Origin of the sequence: Acinetobacter sp. YH01004 (assembly GCF_013420455.1) — a bacterium.
In the GTDB taxonomy this organism is placed as follows: domain Bacteria; phylum Pseudomonadota; class Gammaproteobacteria; order Pseudomonadales; family Moraxellaceae; genus Acinetobacter; species Acinetobacter towneri.
The window spans coordinates 119,784-145,266 of sequence record NZ_VOXZ01000005.1 but is presented as its reverse complement, the minus strand read 5'-3'; the positions used below and the strand labels follow the sequence as shown (position 1 = coordinate 145,266).

30 protein-coding genes and 1 pseudogene are annotated in these 25,483 nt (G+C 41.6%); 14 read left to right on the top strand and 17 right to left on the bottom strand.

Features of this window, described 5'->3' with window-relative positions:
- Nucleotides 1-32: 32 nt before the first annotated feature.
- Both FTT71_RS05635 and FTT71_RS05630 read left to right on the top strand, forming a co-directional pair.
- Complete coding sequence (locus FTT71_RS05635) at nt 33-1,397, top strand: MATE family efflux transporter (RefSeq protein WP_004974603.1); 1,365 nt, start codon at nt 33-35, stop codon at nt 1,395-1,397.
- A 145-nt stretch (nt 1,398-1,542) separates the two neighbouring features.
- Nucleotides 1,543-2,841: an AarF/ABC1/UbiB kinase family protein gene (locus FTT71_RS05630; RefSeq protein ID WP_004974602.1), complete on the top strand. Its 1,299-nt coding sequence runs from the start codon at nt 1,543-1,545 to the stop codon at nt 2,839-2,841.
- Between the two features lie 158 nt (nt 2,842-2,999).
- On the opposite strand, the gene FTT71_RS05625 is transcribed toward FTT71_RS05630, so the two are convergent.
- Both FTT71_RS05625 and FTT71_RS05620 read right to left on the bottom strand, forming a co-directional pair.
- The gene (locus FTT71_RS05625; RefSeq protein WP_131260605.1) at nt 3,000-3,320 is read right to left on the bottom strand and encodes a type II toxin-antitoxin system PemK/MazF family toxin; all 321 of its coding nucleotides are present in this window, start codon (nt 3,318-3,320) and stop codon (nt 3,000-3,002) included.
- Nucleotides 3,320-3,601 (bottom strand): type II toxin-antitoxin system RelB/DinJ family antitoxin, encoded by a 282-nt coding sequence (locus tag FTT71_RS05620; protein WP_180160785.1) that lies wholly within the window; start codon nt 3,599-3,601, stop codon nt 3,320-3,322. Before FTT71_RS05620 ends, FTT71_RS05625 begins: the two co-directional genes overlap by 1 nt.
- A 277-nt stretch (nt 3,602-3,878) precedes the next feature.
- Between FTT71_RS05620 and FTT71_RS05615 the strand changes: the two genes are divergently transcribed.
- The gene (locus tag FTT71_RS05615) at nt 3,879-4,127 is read left to right on the top strand and encodes a type B 50S ribosomal protein L31 (RefSeq protein WP_004974599.1); all 249 of its coding nucleotides are present in this window, start codon (nt 3,879-3,881) and stop codon (nt 4,125-4,127) included.
- Between the two features lie 213 nt (nt 4,128-4,340).
- Here FTT71_RS05615 and crcB read toward each other — a convergent pair whose 3' ends face one another.
- The gene (gene crcB, locus FTT71_RS05610) at nt 4,341-4,718 is read right to left on the bottom strand and encodes a fluoride efflux transporter CrcB (RefSeq protein WP_131260607.1); all 378 of its coding nucleotides are present in this window, start codon (nt 4,716-4,718) and stop codon (nt 4,341-4,343) included.
- 181 nt (nt 4,719-4,899) lie between these two features.
- Between crcB and FTT71_RS05605 the strand changes: the two genes are divergently transcribed.
- Complete coding sequence (locus FTT71_RS05605) at nt 4,900-5,232, top strand: HopJ type III effector protein (RefSeq protein WP_180160784.1); 333 nt, start codon at nt 4,900-4,902, stop codon at nt 5,230-5,232.
- 166 nt (nt 5,233-5,398) lie between these two features.
- On the opposite strand, the gene FTT71_RS05600 is transcribed toward FTT71_RS05605, so the two are convergent.
- Nucleotides 5,399-5,965: a hypothetical protein gene (locus FTT71_RS05600; protein WP_180160783.1), complete on the bottom strand. Its 567-nt coding sequence runs from the start codon at nt 5,963-5,965 to the stop codon at nt 5,399-5,401.
- A 171-nt stretch (nt 5,966-6,136) separates the two neighbouring features.
- Between FTT71_RS05600 and FTT71_RS05595 the strand changes: the two genes are divergently transcribed.
- A complete protein-coding gene (locus FTT71_RS05595) occupies nt 6,137-6,763 on the top strand; it encodes a class I SAM-dependent methyltransferase (protein WP_180160782.1) in 627 nt (208 codons plus the stop codon).
- Here the strand turns inward: FTT71_RS05595 and FTT71_RS05590 are convergent.
- Entirely contained in the window at nt 6,760-7,233 is a 474-nt protein-coding gene (locus FTT71_RS05590; protein ID WP_004974557.1) for a Holliday junction resolvase-like protein, read from the bottom strand. The two genes, FTT71_RS05595 and FTT71_RS05590, sit on opposite strands and share 4 nt — an antisense overlap.
- Before the next feature lie 115 nt (nt 7,234-7,348).
- Between FTT71_RS05590 and FTT71_RS05585 the strand changes: the two genes are divergently transcribed.
- The 4 genes from FTT71_RS05585 to FTT71_RS05570 all read left to right on the top strand — a co-directional run bounded on the left by FTT71_RS05585 (nt 7,349) and on the right by FTT71_RS05570 (nt 10,584).
- Nucleotides 7,349-7,993 (top strand): ParA family protein, encoded by a 645-nt coding sequence (locus FTT71_RS05585; RefSeq protein ID WP_180160781.1) that lies wholly within the window; start codon nt 7,349-7,351, stop codon nt 7,991-7,993.
- A 108-nt stretch (nt 7,994-8,101) separates the two neighbouring features.
- Nucleotides 8,102-9,241, top strand: a complete 1,140-nt coding sequence (locus tag FTT71_RS05580) for an AI-2E family transporter (protein ID WP_131260611.1) — start codon at nt 8,102-8,104, stop codon at nt 9,239-9,241.
- Nucleotides 9,242-9,458: 217 nt separating this feature from the next.
- Nucleotides 9,459-9,947, top strand: a complete 489-nt coding sequence (gene sodC, locus FTT71_RS05575) for a superoxide dismutase [Cu-Zn] SodC (RefSeq protein WP_253104903.1) — start codon at nt 9,459-9,461, stop codon at nt 9,945-9,947.
- A 340-nt stretch (nt 9,948-10,287) separates the two neighbouring features.
- Nucleotides 10,288-10,584 (top strand): DUF3817 domain-containing protein, encoded by a 297-nt coding sequence (locus FTT71_RS05570; RefSeq protein ID WP_004974548.1) that lies wholly within the window; start codon nt 10,288-10,290, stop codon nt 10,582-10,584.
- Between the two features lie 123 nt (nt 10,585-10,707).
- Here the strand turns inward: FTT71_RS05570 and FTT71_RS05565 are convergent, their stop codons facing one another.
- The 4 genes and pseudogenes from FTT71_RS05565 to FTT71_RS05550 form a co-directional block, all read right to left on the bottom strand.
- Nucleotides 10,708-11,937: an MFS transporter gene (locus tag FTT71_RS05565; protein ID WP_096901250.1), complete on the bottom strand. Its 1,230-nt coding sequence runs from the start codon at nt 11,935-11,937 to the stop codon at nt 10,708-10,710.
- Nucleotides 11,938-12,118: 181 nt separating this feature from the next.
- Nucleotides 12,119-12,229 (bottom strand): annotated as a pseudogene (locus tag FTT71_RS05560) (pirin family protein); the annotation flags it as partial.
- A gap of 138 nt (nt 12,230-12,367) precedes the next feature.
- Nucleotides 12,368-12,739 (bottom strand): hypothetical protein, encoded by a 372-nt coding sequence (locus tag FTT71_RS05555; protein ID WP_004974545.1) that lies wholly within the window; start codon nt 12,737-12,739, stop codon nt 12,368-12,370.
- A 157-nt stretch (nt 12,740-12,896) separates the two neighbouring features.
- Nucleotides 12,897-14,306 (bottom strand): FAD-binding oxidoreductase, encoded by a 1,410-nt coding sequence (locus FTT71_RS05550; RefSeq protein WP_180005733.1) that lies wholly within the window; start codon nt 14,304-14,306, stop codon nt 12,897-12,899.
- A 341-nt stretch (nt 14,307-14,647) separates the two neighbouring features.
- Between FTT71_RS05550 and serA the strand changes: the two genes are divergently transcribed.
- Both serA and FTT71_RS05540 read left to right on the top strand, forming a co-directional pair.
- On the top strand, nt 14,648-15,880 hold the full coding sequence (gene serA / locus FTT71_RS05545; RefSeq protein ID WP_104852617.1) for a phosphoglycerate dehydrogenase: 1,233 nt from the start codon (nt 14,648-14,650) through the stop codon (nt 15,878-15,880).
- 157 nt (nt 15,881-16,037) lie between these two features.
- Entirely contained in the window at nt 16,038-16,916 is an 879-nt protein-coding gene (locus FTT71_RS05540; RefSeq protein ID WP_004974539.1) for a DMT family transporter, read from the top strand.
- On the opposite strand, the gene FTT71_RS05535 is transcribed toward FTT71_RS05540, so the two are convergent.
- Nucleotides 16,913-17,371 (bottom strand): hemerythrin domain-containing protein, encoded by a 459-nt coding sequence (locus FTT71_RS05535; protein ID WP_004974536.1) that lies wholly within the window; start codon nt 17,369-17,371, stop codon nt 16,913-16,915. The two genes, FTT71_RS05540 and FTT71_RS05535, sit on opposite strands and share 4 nt — an antisense overlap.
- Before the next feature lie 203 nt (nt 17,372-17,574).
- Entirely contained in the window at nt 17,575-18,480 is a 906-nt protein-coding gene (truB, locus tag FTT71_RS05530) for a tRNA pseudouridine(55) synthase TruB (RefSeq protein WP_180060176.1), read from the bottom strand.
- A 142-nt stretch (nt 18,481-18,622) separates the two neighbouring features.
- On the opposite strand from truB, the gene FTT71_RS05525 reads away from it, so the two are divergent.
- The 3 genes from FTT71_RS05525 to FTT71_RS05515 all read left to right on the top strand — a co-directional run bounded on the left by FTT71_RS05525 (nt 18,623) and on the right by FTT71_RS05515 (nt 22,128).
- Nucleotides 18,623-19,654, top strand: coding sequence for a lipase secretion chaperone (locus tag FTT71_RS05525; protein ID WP_180160780.1), 1,032 nt, complete (start codon nt 18,623-18,625; stop codon nt 19,652-19,654).
- 414 nt (nt 19,655-20,068) lie between these two features.
- Nucleotides 20,069-20,983: a triacylglycerol lipase gene (locus FTT71_RS05520; protein ID WP_257229825.1), complete on the top strand. Its 915-nt coding sequence runs from the start codon at nt 20,069-20,071 to the stop codon at nt 20,981-20,983.
- Nucleotides 20,984-21,159: 176 nt separating this feature from the next.
- Nucleotides 21,160-22,128: a triacylglycerol lipase gene (locus FTT71_RS05515; protein ID WP_154320276.1), complete on the top strand. Its 969-nt coding sequence runs from the start codon at nt 21,160-21,162 to the stop codon at nt 22,126-22,128.
- Between the two features lie 68 nt (nt 22,129-22,196).
- On the opposite strand, the gene rplS is transcribed toward FTT71_RS05515, so the two are convergent.
- The 6 genes from rplS to FTT71_RS05485 all read right to left on the bottom strand — a co-directional run bounded on the left by rplS (nt 22,197) and on the right by FTT71_RS05485 (nt 25,482).
- Complete coding sequence (rplS, locus tag FTT71_RS05510; protein ID WP_004974529.1) at nt 22,197-22,568, bottom strand: 50S ribosomal protein L19; 372 nt, start codon at nt 22,566-22,568, stop codon at nt 22,197-22,199.
- A gap of 173 nt (nt 22,569-22,741) precedes the next feature.
- A complete protein-coding gene (trmD, locus tag FTT71_RS05505; RefSeq protein ID WP_180037787.1) occupies nt 22,742-23,491 on the bottom strand; it encodes a tRNA (guanosine(37)-N1)-methyltransferase TrmD in 750 nt (249 codons plus the stop codon).
- 42 nt (nt 23,492-23,533) lie between these two features.
- Entirely contained in the window at nt 23,534-24,082 is a 549-nt protein-coding gene (gene rimM / locus FTT71_RS05500; protein WP_180160778.1) for a ribosome maturation factor RimM, read from the bottom strand.
- 28 nt (nt 24,083-24,110) lie between these two features.
- Nucleotides 24,111-24,368: a 30S ribosomal protein S16 gene (gene rpsP / locus FTT71_RS05495; RefSeq protein ID WP_004974526.1), complete on the bottom strand. Its 258-nt coding sequence runs from the start codon at nt 24,366-24,368 to the stop codon at nt 24,111-24,113.
- Between the two features lie 143 nt (nt 24,369-24,511).
- Nucleotides 24,512-24,937 carry a type IV pilin protein gene (locus FTT71_RS05490; protein WP_180160777.1) on the bottom strand — a complete coding sequence of 142 codons (426 nt, stop codon included), beginning with the start codon at nt 24,935-24,937 and terminating at the stop codon, nt 24,512-24,514.
- Entirely contained in the window at nt 24,937-25,482 is a 546-nt protein-coding gene (locus FTT71_RS05485; RefSeq protein ID WP_104504149.1) for a prepilin-type N-terminal cleavage/methylation domain-containing protein, read from the bottom strand. Before FTT71_RS05485 ends, FTT71_RS05490 begins: the two co-directional genes overlap by 1 nt.
- Nucleotide 25,483 lies beyond the last annotated feature (1 nt).

Genomic DNA, 25,483 nt, shown 5'->3' with positions numbered 1-25,483 from the left:
AACGCTAAGCACCTCATGCATTGAGATTTTTTGTGTCAAATATACATTCTGTGACCACGACCCGTTTTGAATTAAAACAGCTTTTTCAACTGATGATTCCAATTTTGGTCACACAATTTGCGCAAGCAGGTTTAGGTCTGATTGATACCATTATGGCAGGTCACATGTCTGCCACCGACTTAGCTGCTATTGCCGTTGGGGTCGGTTTGTGGATGCCCATTATGCTGCTGTTCAGTGGCATTATGATTGCTACCACACCCTTAGTCGCCGAGGCTAAAGGCGCGCGTACCCCAGAAAAAATTGCAACCATCGCCCGTCAGTCTTTATGGATTGCGTTTATTTTAGGTGTGATTGCAGGGCTGATTTTACAGCTCATGCCTGCACTATTGCCATTATTTGGTGTGCCTGAAAATTTACAGCCCAAAGCAGGCTTATTTTTACATGCCATCGGTTTTGGGATGCCTGCCGTGACCATGTATGCCGCTTTGCGCGGTTATTCAGAAGCACTGGGCTATCCACGCCCTGTGACCGTAATTAGTCTGTTGGCATTGGCTTTATTGGTTCCACTGAACTTTATGTTTATGTATGGTTGGGGGCCTCTGCCTGAACTGGGCAGTGCGGGTTGTGGTTTTGCCACTGCTATTTTGCAATGGTTAATGTTTATAACTTTGGCATTTTATATTTTTAAAAGTCGCGCCTATCAAAGCACACAGGTATTTAGCCAATGGGAAGCGATTGATGCGGTCTGGATTAAACGCATTTTGCTATTAGGACTACCAATTGGTTTAGCCATTTTCTTTGAAGTGAGTATTTTTAGTACTGCCGCCATTGTAATCAGTCCTTTGGGAGAAACCAAACTGGCAGCCCATCAAATTGCCATGTCAGTCACATCTCAGTTATTTATGATTCCCATGTCTTTGGCAATTGCCCTGACCATTCGTATTGGCACATATTATGGCGAACAAAATATTCACGCCATGCGTAAAGTACAAGGCTTAGGCTTTGCAACTGCAACTGTATTTGCCTTTTCTACAATGACGCTGATGTGGTTTTTCCGTCCTGAAATCATTTCAATTTACACCCGCGACCCGCAAGTGGCGCAAGTGACGATGTCTCTATTATTATTTGCGATTGCCTATCAACTCATGGATGCATGGCAAATTAGCGCAGCAGGTTGTTTGCGTGGCATGCAAGACACTCAGGGCCCAATGTGGATTACCATGCTTGCTTATTGGGTTGTGGCTTTCCCCATTGGCGTGTATTTAACTCGTTACAGCAGTATGGGCGCTGCAGGGGTTTGGGTCGGGCTGATTGTCGGTTTAAGCATTGCCTGTGTGTTACTTCTGACCCGTTTATATTTCAACAATCAACGACTGGAACGCCAATTTACAGCATAAACCTCAGCCTACTCACCTACATGCCAAAATACGTTTTGGCACGTGGGTCTTGTGATCAAAAAATACTTTAACAATTAAAAGTAGGCATTTTGCTCACGAACACTTATGATCAAAAGATAGTAAAGATGATCTTGAGGAACATCGCATGGCAAAAACGGCGCGTACACCTGGTCGTCGCTTTATGAAACTTGCGAGCATGACAGCAAGTATTGCAACCAAAACGGTATCGAACTCGATTAAAAACCTCACCGCAGATGAAGAACAAAAAAATGCGGCACGCAGCCAATTGTTTCAGGATATTGGTATCCAAATTGCTGATACCTTAGGCGAAATGAAAGGTGCGGTGATGAAAGTCGGGCAAATTGCCTCGCAATATAAAGATATTTTTCCGCCTGAAGTTGCCAAAGCCATCAGTAAATTACAGCGCCAAGCACCTGCCATGCCTTTTGCTGAAATTAAGGCACAAGTTGAAAAAGAACTTGGTAAACCGCTCGACAAAATTTTTAAACACTTTGATGAAACTCCGTTTGCAGCCGCATCTATTGGGCAAGTGCATAAAGCCATTTTACCCAATGGCGAGCAAGTGGTGGTCAAAGTGCAATATCCTGGGGTCGATGAAGCCTGCGAAAGTGACCTGAAACAAGTCCGTTTGGCACTGCGTTTAATGGGTGTACTTAAAATAGACCGTAAATTACAAGACCGTCTATTTCAGGAAATTCAGGAAAGTTTAGACAATGAGCTGAACTACCAGATTGAGGCACAAAACCTAGAAGTAGCGCGTACCTTTCACGCGGCTTTGGATGATAAAATTATTATCCCACAAGTGTTTAAAGACTATTCTTCGCGGCATATTCTCACCTTAAGTTTGGAACAAGGTGAAAATATAGAAACGGCAAGCACATGGTCACAGCGTACCCGCAACACTTTGGGACGACGTTTATTGCGTGCCATGGGTCAAGAAATCTTTTATTTAAAACGCTTTCATTGCGACCCGCATCCGGGCAACTTTGCGTTCCGCCAAGATGGTTCTGTGGTGATTTATGATTACGGCGGCGTCAAAACTCTATCGAATGATGTAGTGCATCATTTTCGACAACTGATTCATGCTGCGCGTGCGCAAGATATTGCCGAAATTGAACAGCATCTAGATGCACTGCAGGCAATTTCTGCATTGGGTAAATTCCCTGAAGATTTATATTTGCAATGGTTAGAAGTGCTGATGCGTCCGCTAACCACACATTATGATTTTGCTGAAAATTCTGCCCATCATGATGGCGTTGAGTTGGTCAAAAGTTCATTGAAATATTGGGATGTGTTTAAGCCTTCTCCCGATACCTTAATGGTGAATCGAACTGTTTCAGGGCATTATTGGAATTTAATTCATTTAAAAGTACATGATAATTTAAATGATATTTTTGAGGAGTTGGTTCCACCGCGAGCTTAGACTCAACTTTGGACTCAGCAAAGGATGCTGAAAATAAAGCCCAATCTGTTTTATGCTCCGTAACTAAAATTATAATCCAGACAAAAAATCCTCCCAAATGTAGGAGGATTTTTTGTTATCTAAACCGATTCATTCAAGTTGAAACGATGAAATTCAAATTATTGAATTTCAAGGTGTTTGATTAAGCATTCCAGATCATCGGCAGACAGTTGTCCAATATAAGTGAGTTGTGTTTTTTGGATAGGCAGCTGATATGTTTGTACTGTATCAATCCACGATGGCTTTTTTAAACCAGCCTGTTGCCAGTTTTTAATTTCCACATATTTGCTTTTAATAAAAGCAGACTTATTTTCGTACTGACTACTTAAACGAAATACAACATAGTCGGTGTCCGTTTGGCGAATATACAACACAGGTCTGGTCTTACCCTCGGCAATATCTGTAAAGCCAACATAAGCCCAATAGAGTTGTTGGGTCATTAGTAGCCGCCATCATCTTCTAAAAAAGCAGCAACATCAGCAGCGCTAGACACTTTTACACTAGGAACATTATGGCTCATCGCGATTAATCTTGCTGTATTCAAATCCTCGTCACTCACCTGAGTCGTGACAGGTATTTTGCCAGTTCGTGCAATTTCAGCATAAACCATGCTCATTACAGTAGCAGGCGTCAGACCAACTTTTGTCATAATGTATTCTGCTGATTCCATAATTGCCTGATCAACCGTGTATTGAACCCGTTTTTTTACCAATGTTGTCATCATATGCTCCATTTACACCACTAAATGCCATTTTATGCCTTAAAATGGCACGGGTCAAACTTGTTCTTACGATGCCTTTTCACTTCAAATAGAAAAAATTATTTAATCTGTGCAGACACTATTCCCTCAATGAAAGCCCTTATACAACGGGTTTAGAAAAAGATTGGATAATTTTTATGTAAAACTCACTAGAAAGAATGCATGTGGGTTTTATTTGCCAAATCAAATGTTATGTTATAACATTTACTTAAATATACACTTAGTTTGGAGAAATCTCATGCGTCCGAATATCCACCCAGAATATCGTGAAGTTTTATTTCACGACACCAACGCCAATGCCTATTTTGTGATTGGCAGCACCTTACAAAGCAGCCAAAGTAAAGAATATGAAGGCAAAGTATATCCTTATGTGACTTTGGATATTTCAAGCGCATCGCATCCGTTCTACACAGGCGAACAACGTCAAACCAGCAATGAAGGACGTGTGGCAAGCTTCAACAAACGCTTTGCACGTTTCAAACGCTAAGCTTGAGTTTTATTGCAAAATCTCACAATCACTTCATATTCAGTTAAGTTTTCTGTTTTATATTTTAAACATAGCAAGATTGATCATCGAAACGATGGGATATTCTCTATCTTCAAAGCCCAAGCACTCTCCTCCAGCTTGGGCTTCTTTTTATTTATAATTTTTATCTAATGGATTTTTCTACTCAACGATTGATTTGGTACAGACCCTAATCTAATGTTTTAAAAACTGTTGAATCACATAAAAACCCAATCCCAGCAACATCACTCCCAAAACCACACTGGAAAGCGCATAACTAAACGCCATACCTTGCTGTCCATGTCTTAAGAGTTGCCAAGTTTCCAAACTAAAACTGGAAAAAGTGGTAAAGCCACCTAAAATACCTACCATCAGTAATAAGCGGGCTTCCTGCTGCAACACAGGATATTTCTGACTCAATGCAAAAAATACACCTGCCAAAAAGCAGCCAAACAGATTGACCGACCACGTTGCCCATGGAAAATGCTGTGCCGATTTAAATAAATACAGGCTTGCGGCATAACGTAAACTTGCGCCAATTGCACCGCCCATTGCTACCAAAAGCCAATTCATTGTGTTTTGAATCCTAATGAAAAAAAGTGAGATGAATGAACCATCACCGCACAATTAAAACCTGATCACACTATACAAGAATCATGATTTTAAATGCGAATGTACACTCAAAAAACACATAGACTTTGCCATAAAAATTGCGCTAGTCTGCATGTTATTTTTAGGCGCAATGGAGGACAGGATGGCTCAGGAATTATTGGTGCAACTTGAAGCAGGCACTGCAATATTTACCGATGTGCTCTCATTTATTGAAGCACGTTACACCTACACGCCAACTGCTTTCAAAAATGGGCAACAGCTCAACGCCGCCAATGAAAATCAGGGCAGTGCCAAAATATTTTCATTTGCGAAACTCAATGGCTTAGATCAGGCGCAAACCCTCAGCCTATTTGCAGAACATTATGCTTCAGTACTTGCAACACCTGAAGGAATTGATCATCAAAATATCCGCCAGTTTATGCAGCACGGTTGGGATGGTATTCAGTTTGAAACGCTAGCCCTTAGCGCCAAATAAAAACAACTTTAACCAAGCAAAAACCGCATGAAAGTTAAACCTAATCATGCGGTTTTTTATTAGGGATGTGTACGTTTCACGTGGAGCAATACTGAAGCTATTTACCGTGTATAAGATGCGGTTTCGGCAACTATCTACAATTCAAACTCTAAACTAAACATCACACTCAGCTTTTGACTTTTTCAATCCACTGAATTGAACTAACGCGAAATACTTCACAAGCACCATCCCCCGTATCGGTGGGTGTAAGAGAGGATGTCCAAACCAAGTCGTGATCTTTCACTTCAACCAACTCACCTTTTAAACGTACCAAATCACCTCGTTTTACTTTTTGAATGTCTTTGGCAATTTTTGGGCTGGCAGGAATGATGTGCATATTAGATACCATTTGCATGGCTTGTTCAGCAGGCACAGGTAAACGGTCTATTTTCCAGTTTAAATAGCGGTCATATTGATTGACTGTGATATGACGGGCAATTTCAGGCTCAGCAAACAAGCCCCAACTCACCGCATAATCAATCGGAGAAAATTTGGCTTGGGCATCATCTTGATAGATTTTTGAACCCAAAATCCGAAAATCACCTTTAAAGGGTTGCAACACTTCAATCGACTGACCTTTCACGACAGGAGGCAAGCCTTTGGCAATATTACGCTCGACCGCAGCATAGACGGAACATGGCAAAGCCAGAGTCAGTAACAATGCCGTGAGTTTTAGCGAAATATGCGTGTTCATCTTAAAATCTGCCTATTAAATTCATCTATCTATATTTATCTTAATCACAGATCATGAATACAATAGTTGAAATTGGTAACAAAATGCAGTCATTGGCTCATTCTGACATGGCAAAAACCCTGTAATTTCAGCTAAGCTTATCGGCATAAAAATCAATAATTAGATCTGCACATGCTCTATAAATTTTATCAAAAACATATTTTCCCGCACTTGCTGAATCAGGTCATGCAAACTCCATCCTTAATGGATTTACGACGTGAGCTTTTATTGGGCGTATCGGGCGAGGTTTTGGAAATTGGCTTTGGTACGGGTTTAAATTTACCTTTTTATCAAAGTGTAGATACCGTGTATGCCTTAGAATCCAATGCAGCAATTTTCCAATTGGCGCAGGAACGAATTGATGCAGCACCGTTCGTGGTTGAGCAGATCACCGCAAGTGCAGAACAACTGCCTTTTGCAAATAATCAATTACAGCATGTGGTATCCACTTGGACGTTGTGCAGTATTCCAGACCTAGAACAAAGCTTGCGAGAGATTTATCGTGTCTTACAACCGGGCGGCACTTTGCACCTCGTAGAACACGTTTTAAATCGACAAAACTTAAATATTCAGCGTTTGCAACATCTGCTCACACCAATTCAAAAGAAAGTTGCAGATGGCTGTCACTTAAACCGTGACATTGAAATTGCCCTACTCGAAACTGGTTTTGAATTGGGTGAAGTCCAATATATTGATATTGCAGGCATTCCAAGTCTTGCACAGCGCATGTTATTGGCGCGAGTACATAAACCTCTTTAATCACAATCCTCAAAATCAATCCGAATGGTTTCAAAACGCAGTCTGCCCTGCTGAATGGCCTGCGCAATTGCTTGCTGACCTTTGGTCAAACGTGCGCCACCACTTTTAATATCAATTAGGACGATTGCAATATCTTCGGCATGCCCATTGCCATCCCGATAATCGGTATAGCCATCAAACACGATATAATCAACAGGATCACCTAAAAATTTGGCATCGCTCGGTAAATACTGAAATTCAGGCATAATCGGTGCTAATTGCTCTGCCATTTTGCCTTTCAGTACCGCACGACTGGTATTTACACTGCGCTTTTGTGCCTGCAATAATGCCTGCTGATGTGACAGTTCAATTTCTGCAATATATTGTTCATACTCGGCTTTAATCCGTCCATTGCGGCTATTGCTTAAAATTAAGGTGGTCAGCACCACGCCTATACAGGCACCAATCAGCATCGCCATCCAGATTGACATAAAACCTTCCTAAACCTTTTTTGCAGAACTCGATACGACTTTTGTCAACTGTCATATTCCGAGCACAAAACAATGATATGCTAGGGATGAGCAGATTAAAATCGATTCGAGGGTCATGAAAACTATATTAATTGCCAACCAAAAAGGTGGCTGTGGAAAAACCATTACGGCTATTAGTTTAGCATCTGCGCTTGCACAAAAAGGCTATAAAGTTGCTTTGGCGGATGCCGACAATCAAAAATCTGCGCTGCAATGGTTAAAACAACGACCAGAAACAGCCGTTCCAATTCAAAGTTTAGATTGGCGTCATGAAAAGTCGATTGGCGATGCACCCAAAAACATTGAATATTTAATTATTGATGCACCTGGTGCGTTATCGGGTGAGCATGCCGAGCAGCTGATTAGCGAAGCACATGCCATTATCACACCTCTACAGCCTTCATTTTTTGACATTGACTCCACCCGTCGCTTCTTAAAACACTTACAAGACATTAAGCGGATTCGTAAAGGCAAAGTCCAAATTTTGCTGTTGGCCAATCGGGTCAAACCCAACTCTGCCAGCTCTAAAGATATTCAGGATTTTTTCCAGAAAATCGAGCAACAGCCTGTGGCATGGATTTCAGAACGTGCAGCCTATGGACAATTGGCAATGCAAGGTTTAAGTATTTTTGATAAAACCCAAAAAACTTATCTGCAAATGCAAGATCAATGGCAGCCTGTACTGAATGCCATTGTAGATGACCCTGCTCAATGGTTTTAAAGCCTAGAATCGCCACCGTTTAGAACTTATTCACCAGAACTTACCAAGCTCTCGTTTTCGGGAGCTTTTTTTTCAGTTAATATGGCACATGACCTTAGGAATGTTTCAGTGAATTCAGTGCAACAGTACGCGCCAACATTACAAAAAATTTTATTGTTTGGACTGTTTTTTGTCCTGATCTTTTTGGGTTTTCACATACTCAAATATTTTATTGTTCCTGTTGTTTGGGCAGCAATCATTGCCTATATGAGCTGGCCACTATATCAGTCGGTGCTACGTTTATGCGGTCATCGTCCTACGCTTAGCGCAGCCTTAATGATGCTGATGGTCACGTTGGTGGTCGGCATTCCACTCACTTTTGCCATTTTTATCCTGCAACATGAAGGTCGCAACTTATATTACGAATTACAAAAACAGGTCTTTTCCGGACACTTAAATGTCCCTGATTTCATTCGCAATTTACCTATTATTGGTAAAGAAGTCACCCGCACCCTTAAAGAAATTAATCACGATCCGAACAGCATTGTGCAATCCATTTCCTTATGGATTCAAGGGCATTTGAATTACGGTAAAGTGGTGATTAATGAAGTCAGCAAAAACCTGATCAAACTGGGTTTTGCCCTGCTGTCATTATTCTTTTTCTACCGCGATGGTCACACCATCTTGCATCAAGTCAGCAAAGCGCTAGAAATGGTGATTGGGCCACGTATTCATCACTATTTAGATACTATTTCTGAAACCACACGTGCTGTGGTTTATGGCGTTGGACTCACTGCAATTGCGCAGGCTTTACTCGCAGGCGTGAGCTATTTTGTCGCTGGGGTACCTAACCCAATGGTGCTAACCATTGTGACTTTCTTATTTGCCTTAATTCCGTTTGGCCCACCTTTAGCTTATGGTTCGGTTTCGCTGTGGTTATTTAGCCAAGGGCATACGATGGAAGCGATTGGCGTGATGGCATGGGGCGTATGTGTGGTCAGCACTGCCGATAACGTGATTCGTCCTTTGGTGATTTCAGGTGCAACTCAAATTCCATTCCTGTTAATCATGTTTGGAGTTTTAGGTGGAATTGCCAGTTTTGGTCTAATTGGTCTATTTATTGGCCCTGTGATTTTGGCCGTGTTACTGGCCATTTGGCGTGAATGGTTGCATGAAAACAACCAGCCCGAAGCTTTAATGTTGCCCAAAGCCACGCTTGCGCATGATCTCCCTGAAGACGATTCATCATCCAATTCAAAGCTTGATTAAGCTGTTTTACTGATCATATTGCTCACATGGCTGTGTTGATCTGAATAAATCAGCTCAACACAGTACATACATACTACTACGCAAACGTTGTATTGTAACGGAGCTAACTTTGCTTCAATCAAGACATCCCTAAATATTATGCACAACAAATAGGATGTCTTTTATGCGCTCAATACTCAAATTTGCCAGTCTTGCTGCTTTTAGTGGCCTAGTACTCATGGGTTGCAGCACCACCGCGACCACACAACAAAAATCTAAAATCTTAAAAATGCATGCTGTTTCAGCACAAGGGATTGGCAAGGAATTAGGTACGGTTGAACTGCGTGACAGTGCAGCAGGCTTAGTCATTCACACCCAACTCCAACAACTCCCTGCAGGGGAACGAGGTTTTCATATCCATGAAAAAGGTTCATGTGCAGCAGCAGAAAAAGATGGAAAAATGGTTGCTGCTTTGGCAGCGGGCGGACATTTTAATCCCCAAAATATCCCGAATCATGGTACACCGCTGACAGGACATTTAGGGGACTTACCGGCTTTAAGTGTTGCAAACGACGGAACAGCCAAAGTGACCGTGATTGCACCCCGTTTAACATTGGCACAAGTTGAAGGATTGGCCTTGATGATTCATGCAGGCGGTGATAACTATGCCGACCATCCAAAACCATTGGGCGGCGGCGGTGAGCGAATTGCCTGTGGGATTATTTAAGCTAGCATGATGCATTTTCAATAAAACATTTATTACCAATTGTGGATAAGTTAAGGGTTATACACATGCCTTTCGACTTATCCGCAAAAAGTAAAATTTATCTTTTTGAGGATTATTCTCAAACGACGCTCAATGCAGGTCTTCTTGCTTTATATCGGTCGTCTTTCATAACCACACTTACTCGTTTTTGAATAACTTGCTACTAATTTGCAAAAAATTAGCTCAATTTTGCAGCCATCGTATCTAGCTCATCAATGTGCAGAGCTCCCAACAGCTCGTCTTTGCGATTGTCACTATTTGCGCTACACTGCTGTTTTATCGACATGAAAAAGATTTGGGCATGAACATTAAAACATTACGTTGGGTTGGGTTCCTAGAAGGTATTTCATTCTTATTGTTGTTATTTATTGCTATGCCCATGAAATATATGTTCGATAACCCAATTTTAGTGAAATATGTAGGTATGGGACACGGCGTATTGTTTATCGCATTTTTAGTGGTGCTTTTTGTGGTTTGTGAAAAACAAAAATGGTCTCTTAAAATGTTTATTTTGGGCTTAATTGCTTCAATTTTACCTTTTGGCCCATTTGTTTTTGATGCTAAATTGAAAAAGATGGAACAACCAGTACAAGCTTAATCTGCAAGTCCTTTTCAGCTTTCATCATATTACACATTTTCTCAACTTTAATTTATAAATCAAATGTTTGCAAGGTGATGCCACATCACCTTGTTTTATGATGCAGCTGAAAAATTTAACCCCTTAAAACTGCCCTGCAGCAACTCGCTCCTGCATCACCTGTTTAAGCATCATGCGTGGCAAACTAAACCAGAGCGTTATCAGCACCAAACAAGCCAAACTATACGCCCAAATATCAAACCGCATATATAAAACACGCACCAGTTCAATCACAATAAAAAAGCACAGCATCAATATCATTGAAACACTAGCAGCAACAGTACCTTTAGACACTTCCGATGACATTAAGGCGAAACGGTATAAGACTGAGAAGCTCATTCCCTCACCAAAACTAATCAAGCTCATACCAATCACCAAACACCAAACAAAATAGCTTTGCCAAATTGCCCCCAATACGATCAGCACACTACCCAACAACATTAAAGGTAAACCAATCAAGACTGTTTTTCCTAAAGGTAAACGGTCAATGACTTTCATCAGTACCAGATTGCCTAAAATCAAACCACCCAAAACAGGAAACTGCGCCAAACCGTATTGCAGACTACTAAAGCCTAACTCTTCCACCAACATCACAGGAGATAACGCAATCCACAACATTAAAGGCATGCTCAATAAGGGCAGCGCCAATGTCAAACCTAAGAATCTGGTATTTTGAAAAACTTGTTTAAAATCATCCCATACATCTCGAAATGGAGGTTTGGGAATACGCTGCTGATTTTCAGGCATTTTGGCTTTCAGTCCAAACCAACTCAAAAATGCCAACAGTGCTATGCCGATAAAACCCCAATGCCAAGAAACATGCTCAATCATAAATGCACCTAAGACTGGGCCGAGCAAGGGAGCAAGTAAAGAGACGTTCGCCATGAGCGCCATGACTTTAATTGCATCACGTTCTGCAAAGTTTTCCTGAATAGCCGCATAACCGACTGCACTAATGACTGACAAACCAAAACCTTGAAAAAAACGAAGAACAAGGAAGCTTTCAATGTTCTGAGTCAATAAAATCAATAAACAGGTTAGGGTAAAAAATGCCACGCCGCCCAATAATACTTTTTTGCGTCCCAAACGGTCAGAGAGTGGCCCCAATAACCACGCCACACAAGCACCCCCCAGCAAATAAAATGACATGGACGAAGCTGCCCATGCACTACTGACACCAAAATCTTGTGTGACGGCCAACATCGCGGGTTGAACCAAGTCATTGCCAATATAAACCGCGAACTCAAACAAGACCAAAGCCAAGGGAAACATGAGTGTGGCACGTTGAATGGTATTTTTTTGCTGCTGTGGCATGAGTTATAAAGGACAAAACGATGCAAGTCAGCCGCGTTTAGCCCATAAAAATAGAAAATTGAGCTGCAGTTTAACAGAGTTGAATGGCAAATTTATGGCGCATTTTTTAAGTCCGTTAAATAAATTGCGGCACTTGATGTGACATCAGACCAAGTTAGGCATCACCTCCTTCAGCGGGTTAAGGCGATACAGTATTGCCCAATTCATAATGTGAAAATACCGAAAGCACAGGATAAAAATCACCCACGGCAAAACGGCTATCATTGCGGTGTAGAAATGCTAGAGTTTTGATGGACATGCTGCGCTCACACGTTTTTGAATCGAATGAAGTCATCCTAAATAAAAGCTGTGGATAACACGAGTATTATCCACAGACGCTTTGTTGCATTTTTAGAACATCATGCAAGATTTACCTAAGCCCTACAGCAATTTAAGGACATTTTTTGCTTTGGAAAGTCTTGGTATTTTTACCACGTGCGCATAAGTAAGCGGTTTGCACATCACCCTGCTGCCATTGTCCATTAATATTTTTAAAGTGATAAATACTACGAATTGAACGTACCGAATCATCCATTAAGCCTGTTTCGGTAATTTTTACTTCTGCCGCAGTTGGTGCTTCGACACGGTTAAAGTATTGACGAATTTCAACGGTAGCCAATTCTTTACGCAAATCTGGACGTTGTTTGAGTACCTGCGCCAAAGGTGTTTCTGCAGGCGTAACTTGTGAAATAATATTCTGTGTAGTCGCACAGCCTGACAATAACGCAACACCCAATGCGGAAACCGTGATTAAACGCAACATAACTCCTCCAAAATGTTGATTATTATTTATGCTTCTATGATGCCTTGTTCGAGCAGAAACGCTAGAACAGAAATGTAAAATTAAAACAGCGGCATAAAAAAACGCATCACGAGGATGCGTTTTTCAATTCACTTAAATAAATGAAAGGCGAAAGGAATTACAAATCAAATAATTTGCCTGGGTTCATAATGCCTTGAGGATCAAACACTTTTTTCAACGCTTTCATATATTCAATTTCTTCAGCTGAACGTGAATATTCCAAATATGGTTTTTTGGTCATGCCTACACCGTGTTCTGCAGAAATAGAACCATCATATTTCTTCACAATATCAAATACATACTTATTTACCACCTGACATTTGGCAAAGAATTCGTCTTTGCTTAAATCGGCAGGTTTAAGAATGTTCAGGTGCAAGTTACCATCACCAATATGGCCGAACCAGCAAATTTCAAAGTCAGGATAGTTTTCTGCCACAATTGCATCAATTTCCTGAATAAATGCAGGAACATGAGTAATCAATACTGAAATATCGTTTTTATATGGAATAAACGGTGCAATCGACTCAGAAATGTCTTCACGCAAACGCCATAAACTTTCAACTTGGTCTAGGCTTTGGCTCAATACGCCATCCATCACCCAGCCTTGTTCCATACAGTGTTCAAAAATTTCCATCGCCTTGTCCATAATTGGCTCAAATGGCGCTTCAAATTCAAGTAACACGTAGAATGGACATTGGGTTTCAAATGGACGTTGCACATGACCATGATCCAAGACTTTTTGCATCGCCAATTCACCAAAGAATTCAAATGCAGTCAGATCAATTTTAGCTTGGAAAGCATGTAATACAGGCATCACCGAATTAAAATCAGGTACGCCCAACACCATCACTTGCAAATCTTGCGGTTGGCGTTCTAGCTTAATTTCAGCTTCGGTCACTAAGCCAAGTGTGCCTTCACCGCCAATAAATAAATGTTGCAGCGCATAACCTGTTGCGTTTTTGATCATGCCTTTGTTCAGACGCAGGATATCTCCTTTGCCTGTTACCACAGTCAGACCCAACACCCAGTTACGGGTCATGCCGTATTTAATGACTTTAATACCGCCCGCATTGGTACCAATATTACCGCCAATTTGTGAAGAACCTGAAGATGCAAAATCGACTGGATAATACATGCCTTGTTCTTCGGCATAGTTTTGTAGTTGCTCAGTCACCACACCCGCTTGCACACGTACCATACGGTCTGCAGGGAAAAATTCCAAGATTTGGTTCATCTTGTCCATGCTGACGACAATTTCACCATTGGCTGCCACCGCACCCGCAGATAAACCTGTACGTCCGCCCGATGGAGTAATGGCCACATTAAACTGATTCGCCAGTTTTACAATGGCTTGTACTTGCTCTGTGCTTGATGGGAAAACGATGACCGATGGGTTCGGATCAAAATGCTTTGTATGGTCACGACCCCAGTTTTGGAGGCTATCGGCATCCGTTTTAATACGGTTTTCACCGACTATTGCCGTTAATTGGGTCAATAACTCAGGGGTTAAAGCGACTGGAGCATTCATCGTTTGCAGACCTAGCAAGAATTAAACAGGAAGAAAAGCGACTGTCTGCATATCTTGATCAATTTGAAGATACTGCAGACTAAATATGTGCATCAAAGCAACAGCGTGGGTTGGCTTTCATGTGTGCCACTTATTATAAGCGATTTTTTTGAAAAACCTGTGAATATTGGCAATTCCGATAATATAACGTGGTAAGAACAGGGTAATTTTGGGCAATATTTCTGAAAGAGATTATATCTGACAAAAAATACCTGCACTCTTGGTCATAAAGGAAATGTATATCGACCCATCTCCTATGTTATCATACCGCCACTAAATTTGGCCTTTGTAGCGGAGCCGTAATGAGCCAACATCTTTCACTACCTAAAGATAAAATTCGTTTCTTGTTGTTAGAAGGCGTACACCAGAACGCAATCGACGTGTTAAATGCAGCGGGTTATACCAACATCGATTATCGTAAAACAGCGCTTGAGGGCGATGCGTTAAAAGAAGCGATTAAAGATGCGCATTTCATCGGAATTCGTTCACGTACACAGCTAACTGAAGAAGTTTTTGAAGCTGCGAACAAACTAATTGCGGTAGGTTGTTTCTGTATTGGTACAAACCAAGTGAACTTAACTGCAGCAATGGAACGTGGTATTCCAGTTTTCAATGCCCCTTATTCAAACACCCGTTCGGTTGCAGAATTGGTATTGGCTGAAGCAATTTTATTGCTACGTCGCGTACCTGAAAAATCAACCGATACACATGCAGGTGGCTGGAACAAGTCTGCTGTAGGTTCATTTGAAACACGTGGTAAAACTTTAGGTATCGTGGGTTACGGTTCAATCGGTTCTCAACTTTCAGTATTGGCTGAAAGCTTGGGTATGCAGGTCATTTATTATGATGCTGTGACCAAGTTACCGTTAGGTAATGCACGTCAAGTTGGCTCTATGGGCGAATTATTGGCAAATGCTGACGTGGTTTCTTTACACGTTCCAGATGTACCCTCTACCCGCAATTTCATGGCAAAAGAACAATTTGCACAAATGAAAGAAGGCGCAATTTTCATTAACGCGGCACGTGGTACTTGTGTGGTGATTGAAGATTTGGCAGATGCCATCAAGTCTGGTCATATTGCAGGTGCTGCAGTTGACGTATTCCCGAAAGAACCAAAAGCCAATGGTGAAGAATTTGTTTCCCCACTACGTAACCTACCAAACGTGATTTTAACACCGCACGTGGGTGGTTCGACCATGGAAGCGCAAGCGAACATTGGTTTAGAAGTGGCAGAGAAATTTGTTGCATATTCAGATAAAGGTATGACTTTGTCTGCAGTGAACTTCCCTGAAATTGCACTGCCATTGACTGAAGGCAAGCACCGTTTATTGCATATTCACCAAAACATTCCAGGTGTATTGTCTAAAATCAACAACTTGTTTGCTGAACACGGCATCAACATCTCTGGTCAGTCACTTATGACCAAAGGTGATGTCGGTTATTTAGTGATGGATGTTGATGCGACTGCATCTAAAGAAGCACTAGATACTTTACACGAAGTTGAAGGCACAATTCGCGTACGTGTCTTGTTCTAAGACCACACGCTGATGCTACAAAAACCACAGTCTTAGCACTGTGGTTTTTTATGCCTGATCTATGAGTAACCTTGAGTTGCCACAGCCCTGTATTTTTAAACTTGCTATAATCTGCCTGACCTTCCCATTTCCACACTGTTGAGTATTTTTCTGCCCCATGCCAAACGCCCAACTCACTGCGGTGTTGTTCATGGTTTTATCCATGATCTCCTATCAAATCAGTGCTTCTTTTGCCAAACAATTGTTTCAGGTGCTTGACCCGCTTACTGTGACGATTTTGCGACTGTGCTTTGCCAGTGTAATTGTGGCAATCATGTTTCGCTCATGGCAAATTCTGTCACGGCTCGCACATTTAAAATGGCGTGATTTATTGTGCTATAGCGCAGCCTTGGGCTTAATGAATATTCTGTTTTATCTATCTTTAGGTAAATTGCCACAAGGTATTGCGGTGGGTTTAGAGTTTGTCGGGCCTTTGGGCTTGGCTTTATTGTCCATTCAAAACCGTAAAGATTATGTCTGGGTATTGTTGGCAATTTTAGGCATTATTCTTATGGTGCCTTGGGGACAAGCGCAGGGTGATCATTTTAGTCTGTTTGGTGCAGCGTGTGCCCTAGGTGCAGGATTGTGCTGGGCTTTTTATATTTATTTTGGACAAAAAGTGGTGCAACAAAATATTGGCATGCACGCACTGACCATCGCTATCAGTATTTCGGCTTTGGCTTTGATTCCCTTCGGACTGTATAACAATGCCCCCGCACTGTTTGAAACCCAGTATTGGGGTAAGGCGCTTGCCATTGCAGTGCTTGCCACGGCCATTCCTTATGCGCTGGATTTACAAGCCTTAAAACAACTCAGCAAAATGAGTTATGGCACACTGTCCAGTTTGTCGCCTGCTTTGGCTGCACTGACAGGCTTGGTATTGTTGGGTGAGAAAATTACTTCACTGCAATGGCTCGCCTTATGCTGCATTATGTTAGCTTCGGTCGGTGTTACTTTTAGAGCAGTAAAAAAATCCAAACAGCCGCAGAATGTTTAAACCAAACTGTTTTTAGACATCTGTTGGTATTTTTCATACTCTGCCAAATATTGCTTGGCTAGACTTTGTTTTTGCTGTTCAGACAAAATTTTGCCTGCCTGCTGAAAAAAGCCATGTTCTTCTTCTTTTAAATGATGATGCACTTTATCTGACAGTTGCTTTGCAATGGCCAACCAACCTGTGTTGCTCATTTCAGTTTCGGTTAATTGTTCGAGTAATTCATCCATTTGATGATGCTCTGCCAAAGCATGGCGAGTGATATTTAAACCCGCATCAGTCATCATTAAGGGAATATAAAAATAGCGATCTTCTGCCACTGCATGCGCAAATAATTCATTTTTAAGTTGTTCAAATATCGCTCTACGTTCAGGGCTATCACCTGAAGTTTGCGTCAGTTGGTGGGCTAAATTTCGTTGAATGTCGTGACTTTGGCGCAAAGCTTCAAAAATATTCATATGCAGACCTCTTGTTTTAAACCGATGCTGGCTGGCAAGCAAATGTCACTGGCTAACGCAACGCTCGGTTTTATTGTCGGTTTTTAATTTCAGTTTTTAGCTCTAATTACTGTATAGGGCATGAAGCTGAAATCCTGCAAAGATTTGTATGAGAAACTTTACGTCTTCATAGCACAAGTTTAAATAAGCTATCTCACTGCATTTTAAAGATTTAACACTCGTTTAGGCACCAAGCGTTTTTTGTCGGTAATTTCTGCCAAGCCTAAACAACGCTCACCATCAAACACCAATACTTGTGCAACAGCAGGATGCTCGATATTACTTTCCATGCCTCGGCTAAAATATTCAGCCCGACCTTCAGGCACCTGAACCTGTGGAAAATGCTGTACAGGCGCATAAGCAGGCAGCAATAAAGCCTCGCGTTCTGCTTCACTTAAACTTTCTAAATATTCAATGCTATAGCTCGGAATCAGGTCAAAATGCCCCGTTTTAATCCGATGCAAATAGGTCAAATGTCCATAAGTACCCAAGGCTTTGGCAATGTCTTCACCCAACACACGGATATACGTGCCTTTGGAACAGGTAACATCCAGCGTGATACTGTTTTCGGTAAAGGACAGTAACTCAATCGCATAAATGGTAACTGGGCGCGCTTCACGTTCAATTTCTATGCCTTGACGAGCTAACTCATATAACGGACGACCTTCTTTTTTTAAGGCAGAATACATGGGCGGAACTTGCATAATATCGCCCTGAAATTGTGCCAATACCTGTTCAATGCTTTCTTGGCTCAATGCAGGTACAGCCTGCTGCAACAACACTTCACCCTCGACATCTCCCGTGGTGGTGCTGTGTCCCAATTGAATGGTGGTTTGGTAGCGTTTTACAGAATCGAGTAAATAATGTGAAAACTTGGTGGCCTCACCTAAACAAATAGGCAACAAACCTGAAGCCAATGGGTCTAATGCCCCCGTATGCCCTGCTTTTTGCGCCCGATACAACCAGCGTACTTTTTGCAAAGCCGCATTGGAACTAATCCCCAAAGGTTTATTTAATAAAAACACACCACTAATGGCACGACGCTGAATTTTAGCCGCAGATGATTTCATAGCAAAAAGTAAGTCAAAGCAAAACTGCGTCATGGTAACAATCTGCCGAGATAAATGACAACTTTTCTAGAACAGCTACCAACTTTTATGGCATATTGAAACCCGATTAAAAAAATAAAACGGATGAAACAGGTGCATCGGAATGCAGAAAAATAAAATATGGATTGTTTTAGCTGTTGTGATTCTAGCCATCGCCGCTTTGGTGTATTGGCTGATGCCGCAGTCAAGCACATCTGAATCTACTTCTCATGAACAGACTGCAGATACACAAAGTGCTGAACAGATACGCATGCAGCAGGCCATGCACAATAACGCTGCTGCGTCATTTTTAAGTCCAAGCCAGCAAGATACCGAAATCAATTGTCAGCTCCGACTAGATTCAAGCAACCGCCTGATCGTTAATGAACAAACCCGCAATTGTTTTGAATATTTTATTACCCAATATGGCGAAAAGAGCCTTGAAGCAATCAGTACAGATTTTAAAGCCTATATTACGCAAAGCCATAAAGAGCCTGCTTTATCGCAAATTTTAGATTTATGGCAGCGTTATTTAGACTACAGAAATGCGTTGGGGCAACTGCAAACACCGAACTTGAGTCAGGAAGATCCGCAATATTACCGCAGCATTTTTAGCAATATGCAAAACCTGCGTAAGCAATTTTTTTCAGATTATGAAATTGAAGGTTTATTTGGTACGGAAGATGCCTATCACGAATATACCTTAAAGCGCATGGCAATTATGCAGGATAAAAAATTATCTGAAGCTGAAAAAGCACAACAATTGCAGGAGTTATTTAAACAATTACCTCAAGATTGGCAGGAAAATTTAGAACAACTAAACACCTTGCAAGATTTACGCAGCTTGACTGCGGCAATTAAAGCACGTGGTGGTTCTGCTGCTGAAATCCGCCAAATGCGTTTAAATCTGGTTGGTCCTGAAGCAACCCAACGTTTAGAACAATTAGATGGGCAACGCAGTCAGTGGAAATCACGAGTAGAGGATTATTTAAGTACGCGTGATCAAATCATGCAAAGTGGAATGAATGATCAAGCCAAGCAACAAGCCGTGAAACAATTACGCGGACAGCATTTTCAAAATCCACAAGAGCAATTGCGTTTAGAAACCTTTGAACAGGTACATGATCAAGGTGGAAAATTACCTTTTGCTGACTAACATATCTACATAGGAAACTGGGGCATTCAACATGCCCTATTTTTATGCCTGAAAAGCTGTTTTAGTACAAACTCACCACAACGATTTAATATACAAATGTCTATAAATATTAAATAGATATCAATATGCATGTAGATTTACAAATCTCTGAGACAATGCGCAATAACTGTCCCCAAATGATATGTTTTTTCTAAATTACGCATGAAAAAATACCTGAGCGTACAAAAAATAGTCGAGGATGACTCACAATAATGTGCCGTAACCAACGGCAATTTGCATATCTGAGCTTTCAGGAGGGAAGCGAAGCCACCACTTCACTTGTAATAAAAATAAAGAACACAGGATTGTTTTATGACCATCATCTCTAACATACGGGCAATTACATTGGCTGTCACTGGCTGCTTGCTCGGTTCAATGGGTGTCGCTCAAGCTGCTCCAAGCGTGTTGCCTATTCAGGAACAGGCCAAATCTGACTATGCCAAAACCAAATATCCATTACTTATGGTACACGGCTGGCTCGGATGGTCACGCATTGGCAATGAAACCTTTAATATGGATTATTGGTATCAAATTTTGCCAGATATGGCACGTAATGGCGCAACCGTATTTGCCGCACAACTCTCCCCTGCACATCGTACTGAATTTCGAGGTGAGCAACTGATTGCCCAAGTCGAAGAAGTCATGGCAATCACTGGCAAATCCAAAGTCAATTTAATTGGTCACTCACATGGTGGCCCAACAGTACGTTATGTAGCTGCGACCAAACCTGAATATGTGGCATCAATTACGGGCGTTGCAGGTACATTCCGTGGCTCCAAAGTTGCCGATGATATTCAAAATAATCGTTTATCACGCACCGCGTTTAATATTTTAGGCGACTATATGGTGGCGCCTCTCATTACTTGGGCGCAGCAACAGCCAGACATGCCTGTCGATTTTGATGCATCGATGGCTTCTTTAACCGAAACAGCGTCTGCAGATTTTAACCGTCGTTTTCCAACCACAGCCTTGGCCGCAAATTGCAGCAGCGGTGCCAAAGTAGATCGCGGGATTCATTACTATTCATGGACAGGTGTAGCACAAGCCACCAATTTACTGGATATTGACACTGTTTTAATGCAACTCGGCCCACTGTCTTATGGCAATTTAGACAACGATGGCATGGTCGCACGTTGTAGTACCCACATTGGACACGTCATTCGTGACAACTACCGACTAAATCATACCGACCTTGCCAACATGATGTTTGGCTTAACGGGCTTGTTTGCACCTGACCCAGTTGCACTATATCGACAACATGCCAACCGATTGAAATTACAAGGTTTGTAATAGTAAAGCTCATTTCAATCTTGGCAAAACCATCTTCCTGTGCTTGAAACTCAAGTGCAAGAAGTTCAATAACCATGAATCATTCAGAACTTGCAATCTAGCAAATTTCCTGAATAATGATATTTGACAATAGATATTGTCATGCTAGGAAAGCACAATAAAATAGAGGATGTTATATGAAATATGGATTATTCATTGCAGGCTTAATTGCGGCTAGTACCTTCAGTACCGCGCACGCATCCAATGCAGAACAGGTCAAATCTAACTTCGTGATCTCCAGTTATGCCAAAACCAAATATCCGATTGTGTTTACTCACGGTATGGCAGGCTTTATCAATATTGGTGGAGATCAGTTAGGTGTCGATTATTGGTACCAAATTTTACCCAATTTAGCACGTAACGGTGCTAACGCTTGGGCAACCCGCGTATCTCCATTTAACTCATCAGAAGTTCGTGGCGAACAATTGGCACAACAAGTCGATGAAATTCTTGCGATTACAGGCGCAAGCAAGGTCAACTTAATTGGTCACTCACATGGTGGACCAACCATTCGTTATGTTGCAGGCGTGATGCCATCTAAAGTCGCATCGCTGACTGCTGTCGGTGCACCGAATAAAGGCTCACCTGTGGCAGACTTTATTTTAAAAGTACAAGGCACACCACTTGAACAGCCATTAATTGATATGGTCAATTTGGTTTCCAAAACCATTACTTGGGCACAAGGTTTAGATCCAAATAGCTATCCACATGACTCATTGGCAGGTGCCAACAGTTTGAGCACCACAGGTTCAGCACAATTTAACAGCAAATTCCCAATGGGTATGCCAACGACAAGTTGTGGTGAGGGCGCTTATCAAGAAAAAGGCATCCAGTTCTATTCATTTACGGGCAATACGGCTGTCACTAATTTACTTGATCCAGACTCAGCCATGTTGGCGACCAGTTTGTTGATTGATAATGGTCGTGATAATGATGGTTTGGTATCACGCTGCAGCGCCAAATTTGGTAAAACCATTCGTGATAACTACTATTGGAACCACTTAGATGAAGTCAATCAACTCTTGGGTATGAAAGATATTTTTGCACCAGATCCTGTTGATGTATATCGTCAACATGCCAATCGCTTAAAAATGCAAGGTTTATAAACTCAAATACCAGACATAAAAAAATGCGCCTAAATGGCGCATTTTTTAGCTGTAACGCAAGGTTAAAATTAACCTTGTTTACGTGCTGGTAATTTCTCACGAATACGTGCAGCTTTACCAGACAATTCGCGTAGGTAGTAAAGTTTAGCACGACGAACGTCACCACGACGTTTCACTTCGATTTTCGCAACGATTGGAGAGTGAGTTTGGAAAACACGCTCAACACCAACACCGCTAGAAATTTTACGTACTGTGAACGCAGAGTTCAAACCACGGTTTTTCTTCGCAATTACAACACCTTCAAATGCTTGAAGACGTTCACGATCACCTTCTTTTACTTTTACTTGAACGATAACTGTATCGCCTGGTGCAAAAGCTGGGATGTCTTGCTTAAGCTGTGCATTCTCAACAGCTTGTACTAAAGGATGCTTACCACTCATGGGGTATCTCCAATATGTGTGGGTCAGAAGAGGTCTGATTTCCACTGGGTATAGAGGCTAAAGCGCATAGACCCGATTGACTTTCCCTTTATGCCTGACCGCTTCAATGCATAAAGAGCCTATTTAAAAACTACAAACACACTGTCTGTAGCAATTTTGCTTAGACAAACCGATTACTTGGTCTGTCCTTGCGAATCTTTTAGCCATTTTTTTTGCTGCTTGCTCAACTCCACTTTTTCAATCAACTCAGGTCGACGCTCTAAAGTCCGTTGATAACGCTGCAAAAACCGCCATTTTTCAATATTGGCATGATGACCCGACTTTAATACTTCAGGCACATCCAACCCTTCAAAATGGTCTGGCTTGGTATATTGTGGGCAATCTAAAAGACCATCCACAAATGAGTCTTGCACATGAGATTGTTCATCAGACATTGCACCCGGAAGTCTCCGGATAATACTGTCTAACAACACCATCGCTGGTAGTTCACCGCCCGATAAAACGTAATCTCCAATTGACCATTCCTGATCGACATAATGCTGAATTAAACGCTCATCGACACCCTCATAACGACCACACAATACAATTAATCCATCATATTCAACGAATTGCTGTACTGCAGTCTCATTTAGGGTTTTGCCTTGTGGTGACATATACACCACAGGTACATGAACTGCACCCGCTTGCTGTGCAAGATTTTTGGCATGCTGGATTGCTTGCGCCAAAGGCTCTGCCATCATCACCATACCTGGACCACCACCAAATGGACGTTCATCCACCCGTTTGTAGTTGCCCTGTGCATAATCACGTGGATTAATACAATGAATTTGCATCAAGTCACGTTTTGCTGCACGTCCGCTAATACCGTAAGCTGTAATCGCTTCAAACATTTCAGGAAAAAGCGTAATGACTGCAAAAAACACCGCAGACTCCTCTATTTTCCTGCTCTGCGAATCCTGAAAGGATTAATAATCTACGCCCCAATTCACGTAGATGCGACCCGCTTCGAGATCAACGCGTTGTACCACATCTTTATGCCATGGAATCATACGCTCTTCGCCATCGACGCTATCGGCAGTTGCGCGAACCACCATCACGTCATTGGCACCTGTTTCAAACAGTTCATGGATTTGACCGAGGTTCACTTCTTGTTCATCATCGTCCAGACCTAACACTGTTAGACCTTTTAAATCAGACCAATAATACTCGTCCACACCTGCTTGAGGCAGTTGCGCTTTTGAAATCCAGATATTTGCGCCAACCAAGTTGTCTGCTGCGGTACGATCACTCACACCTTTTAAGCTGACCACCAAGCCTTTGCCATGTGGTTTCCAACGTTTTACATCGACCATTTGCCAACCTGCTTTGGTTTCAATGTACCAAGGCAGGTAGTCAAAGATGTTGCTCATAGGTTCTGTATTGGAATAGACCCAGAGCCACCCATTTAATCCATAAGCTGAACGTAGCTGTCCAATCTGAATACGATCTTCGGGCACATTCGGTGTTGGTGTCATGGGCTACCTACGACTTAATTTGTAAAAATTATGCAGCAGCTGCAGCTTTTTTAGCTTGAGCAGCTAAAGAAGCAACACGTTCAGACGGTTGAGCGCCTTGGGCAACCCAGTGTGCAAAACGGTCAGCATCTAAACGAAGTTTTTCTGCTTTACCTTGCGCTGTTGGGTTGAAGAAACCGATACGTTCGATGAAACGACCGTCACGCGCATTGCGGCTGTCAGTTACAACGATTTGATAGAATGGACGCTTTTTAGCACCACCACGAGTAAGACGAATAACTACCATGATACAACCTTATAGTTTTTACGGATTATCCCTGCACCGACCATCGATACATTTCAAACCCCTTTCATAGAGGGCAGTATTTTACGCGAAATTTGCCCTGAATGAAAGATCAAATTTTAGGTTATCAACAGTTTGAATTTATCTTAGCGACCGTCCCAGTTTGAGGTGGCTGAAGGAACACAAGCTGTAGTTGTTTTAGTCCAACATTTCCTTCCCTGACTATCCAAAATTACATTTCCATTACCTGCCTGAACAGTACCTGATTTAGGTTCTGCAGTTAATGTATAAGTTTGATCATTCGAAACCAATGTAATGCTATAAACAGGATTAGATATTGGATAATCTTTGCTGATTGTGCCGTTATCTAGGGTTGCACTCGTGTAATTATGATTGATCACGTAATAACTTTGTAAGCGCTGTGCAATATTCATCATTTCACTTTGTACATCAGCACGGTTAGTACGAATTTTATATTGAGTATAAGAAGGGTAAGCAATCGCCGCCAAAACAGCAATTATTGCCACAACAATCATTAACTCGATTAGGGTAAATCCTTTATTTTGATGCATCACCAAGCCTCACTTTGACTATCAATTGCCTTACAGTCGGTCTGAGTCTTATCATAATCTTTGAAAGCATTATTAGTCTTAGATTTACATTTCAAACCGTTGCTTGAGAGTAATAAATCATAATTACTTGGTTGTTTCTTTTGCGAAGGTGATAAATCAGCTCTTTCAACCTTCATCACCCAATTCAATCCAACAGCACTCGTATCTTGTAATGGCTTATTAGAGTCTAGGTCACTAAGTGTTATTACATACTTCTCTTGACCAGCCGTGCTTCCAACTGGAATAAGCAGCATACCTGTATCTGAATCATAGTCATTTGGATATAAATATTCAGCAGAAAAGTTTTTATAACTAAAGTTCTTGGACTTAAATTTCTCAAGTTCAGAAGCAATCAGCAAAGCTTCTTTTTGAGCCAAAGCCAGATCTTTTCGCTCCATATAAACTCTATACGATGGATAAGCGATCGCTGCAGTAATCGCAATAATCACCACAACAATCATGAGCTCTATTAGAGTAAATCCTTGTCCCGAGATAGATAGCTTCATA

Coding starts and splice junctions, on each gene's coding strand:
- rimM (WP_180160778.1), bottom strand. CDS start 24,082: ATGACACCAACACCGAATGTGCCCGAAGATCGTATTCAGATTGGACAG.
- sodC (WP_253104903.1), top strand. CDS start 9,459: ATGGGTTGCAGCACCACCGCGACCACACAACAAAAATCTAAAATCTTA.
- truB (WP_180060176.1), bottom strand. CDS start 18,480: ATGAAATCATCTGCGGCTAAAATTCAGCGTCGTGCCATTAGTGGTGTG.
- FTT71_RS05590 (WP_004974557.1), bottom strand. CDS start 7,233: ATGTCAATCTGGATGGCGATGCTGATTGGTGCCTGTATAGGCGTGGTG.
- FTT71_RS05515 (WP_154320276.1), top strand. CDS start 21,160: ATGAAATATGGATTATTCATTGCAGGCTTAATTGCGGCTAGTACCTTC.
- FTT71_RS05585 (WP_180160781.1), top strand. CDS start 7,349: ATGAAAACTATATTAATTGCCAACCAAAAAGGTGGCTGTGGAAAAACC.
- serA (WP_104852617.1), top strand. CDS start 14,648: ATGAGCCAACATCTTTCACTACCTAAAGATAAAATTCGTTTCTTGTTG.
- FTT71_RS05485 (WP_104504149.1), bottom strand. CDS start 25,482: ATGAAGCTATCTATCTCGGGACAAGGATTTACTCTAATAGAGCTCATG.
- FTT71_RS05550 (WP_180005733.1), bottom strand. CDS start 14,306: ATGAATGCTCCAGTCGCTTTAACCCCTGAGTTATTGACCCAATTAACG.
- FTT71_RS05520 (WP_257229825.1), top strand. CDS start 20,069: ATGGGTGTCGCTCAAGCTGCTCCAAGCGTGTTGCCTATTCAGGAACAG.
- rplS (WP_004974529.1), bottom strand. CDS start 22,568: ATGAGTGGTAAGCATCCTTTAGTACAAGCTGTTGAGAATGCACAGCTT.
- FTT71_RS05600 (WP_180160783.1), bottom strand. CDS start 5,965: ATGAACACGCATATTTCGCTAAAACTCACGGCATTGTTACTGACTCTG.
- FTT71_RS05490 (WP_180160777.1), bottom strand. CDS start 24,937: ATGCATCAAAATAAAGGATTTACCCTAATCGAGTTAATGATTGTTGTG.
- FTT71_RS05630 (WP_004974602.1), top strand. CDS start 1,543: ATGGCAAAAACGGCGCGTACACCTGGTCGTCGCTTTATGAAACTTGCG.
- FTT71_RS05540 (WP_004974539.1), top strand. CDS start 16,038: ATGCCAAACGCCCAACTCACTGCGGTGTTGTTCATGGTTTTATCCATG.
- FTT71_RS05620 (WP_180160785.1), bottom strand. CDS start 3,601: ATGACAACATTGGTAAAAAAACGGGTTCAATACACGGTTGATCAGGCA.
- FTT71_RS05595 (WP_180160782.1), top strand. CDS start 6,137: ATGCTCTATAAATTTTATCAAAAACATATTTTCCCGCACTTGCTGAAT.
- FTT71_RS05615 (WP_004974599.1), top strand. CDS start 3,879: ATGCGTCCGAATATCCACCCAGAATATCGTGAAGTTTTATTTCACGAC.
- FTT71_RS05570 (WP_004974548.1), top strand. CDS start 10,288: ATGAACATTAAAACATTACGTTGGGTTGGGTTCCTAGAAGGTATTTCA.
- crcB (WP_131260607.1), bottom strand. CDS start 4,718: ATGAATTGGCTTTTGGTAGCAATGGGCGGTGCAATTGGCGCAAGTTTA.
- FTT71_RS05535 (WP_004974536.1), bottom strand. CDS start 17,371: ATGAATATTTTTGAAGCTTTGCGCCAAAGTCACGACATTCAACGAAAT.
- FTT71_RS05565 (WP_096901250.1), bottom strand. CDS start 11,937: ATGCCACAGCAGCAAAAAAATACCATTCAACGTGCCACACTCATGTTT.
- FTT71_RS05625 (WP_131260605.1), bottom strand. CDS start 3,320: ATGACCCAACAACTCTATTGGGCTTATGTTGGCTTTACAGATATTGCC.
- rpsP (WP_004974526.1), bottom strand. CDS start 24,368: ATGGTAGTTATTCGTCTTACTCGTGGTGGTGCTAAAAAGCGTCCATTC.
- FTT71_RS05525 (WP_180160780.1), top strand. CDS start 18,623: ATGCAGAAAAATAAAATATGGATTGTTTTAGCTGTTGTGATTCTAGCC.
- FTT71_RS05555 (WP_004974545.1), bottom strand. CDS start 12,739: ATGTTGCGTTTAATCACGGTTTCCGCATTGGGTGTTGCGTTATTGTCA.
- FTT71_RS05605 (WP_180160784.1), top strand. CDS start 4,900: ATGGCTCAGGAATTATTGGTGCAACTTGAAGCAGGCACTGCAATATTT.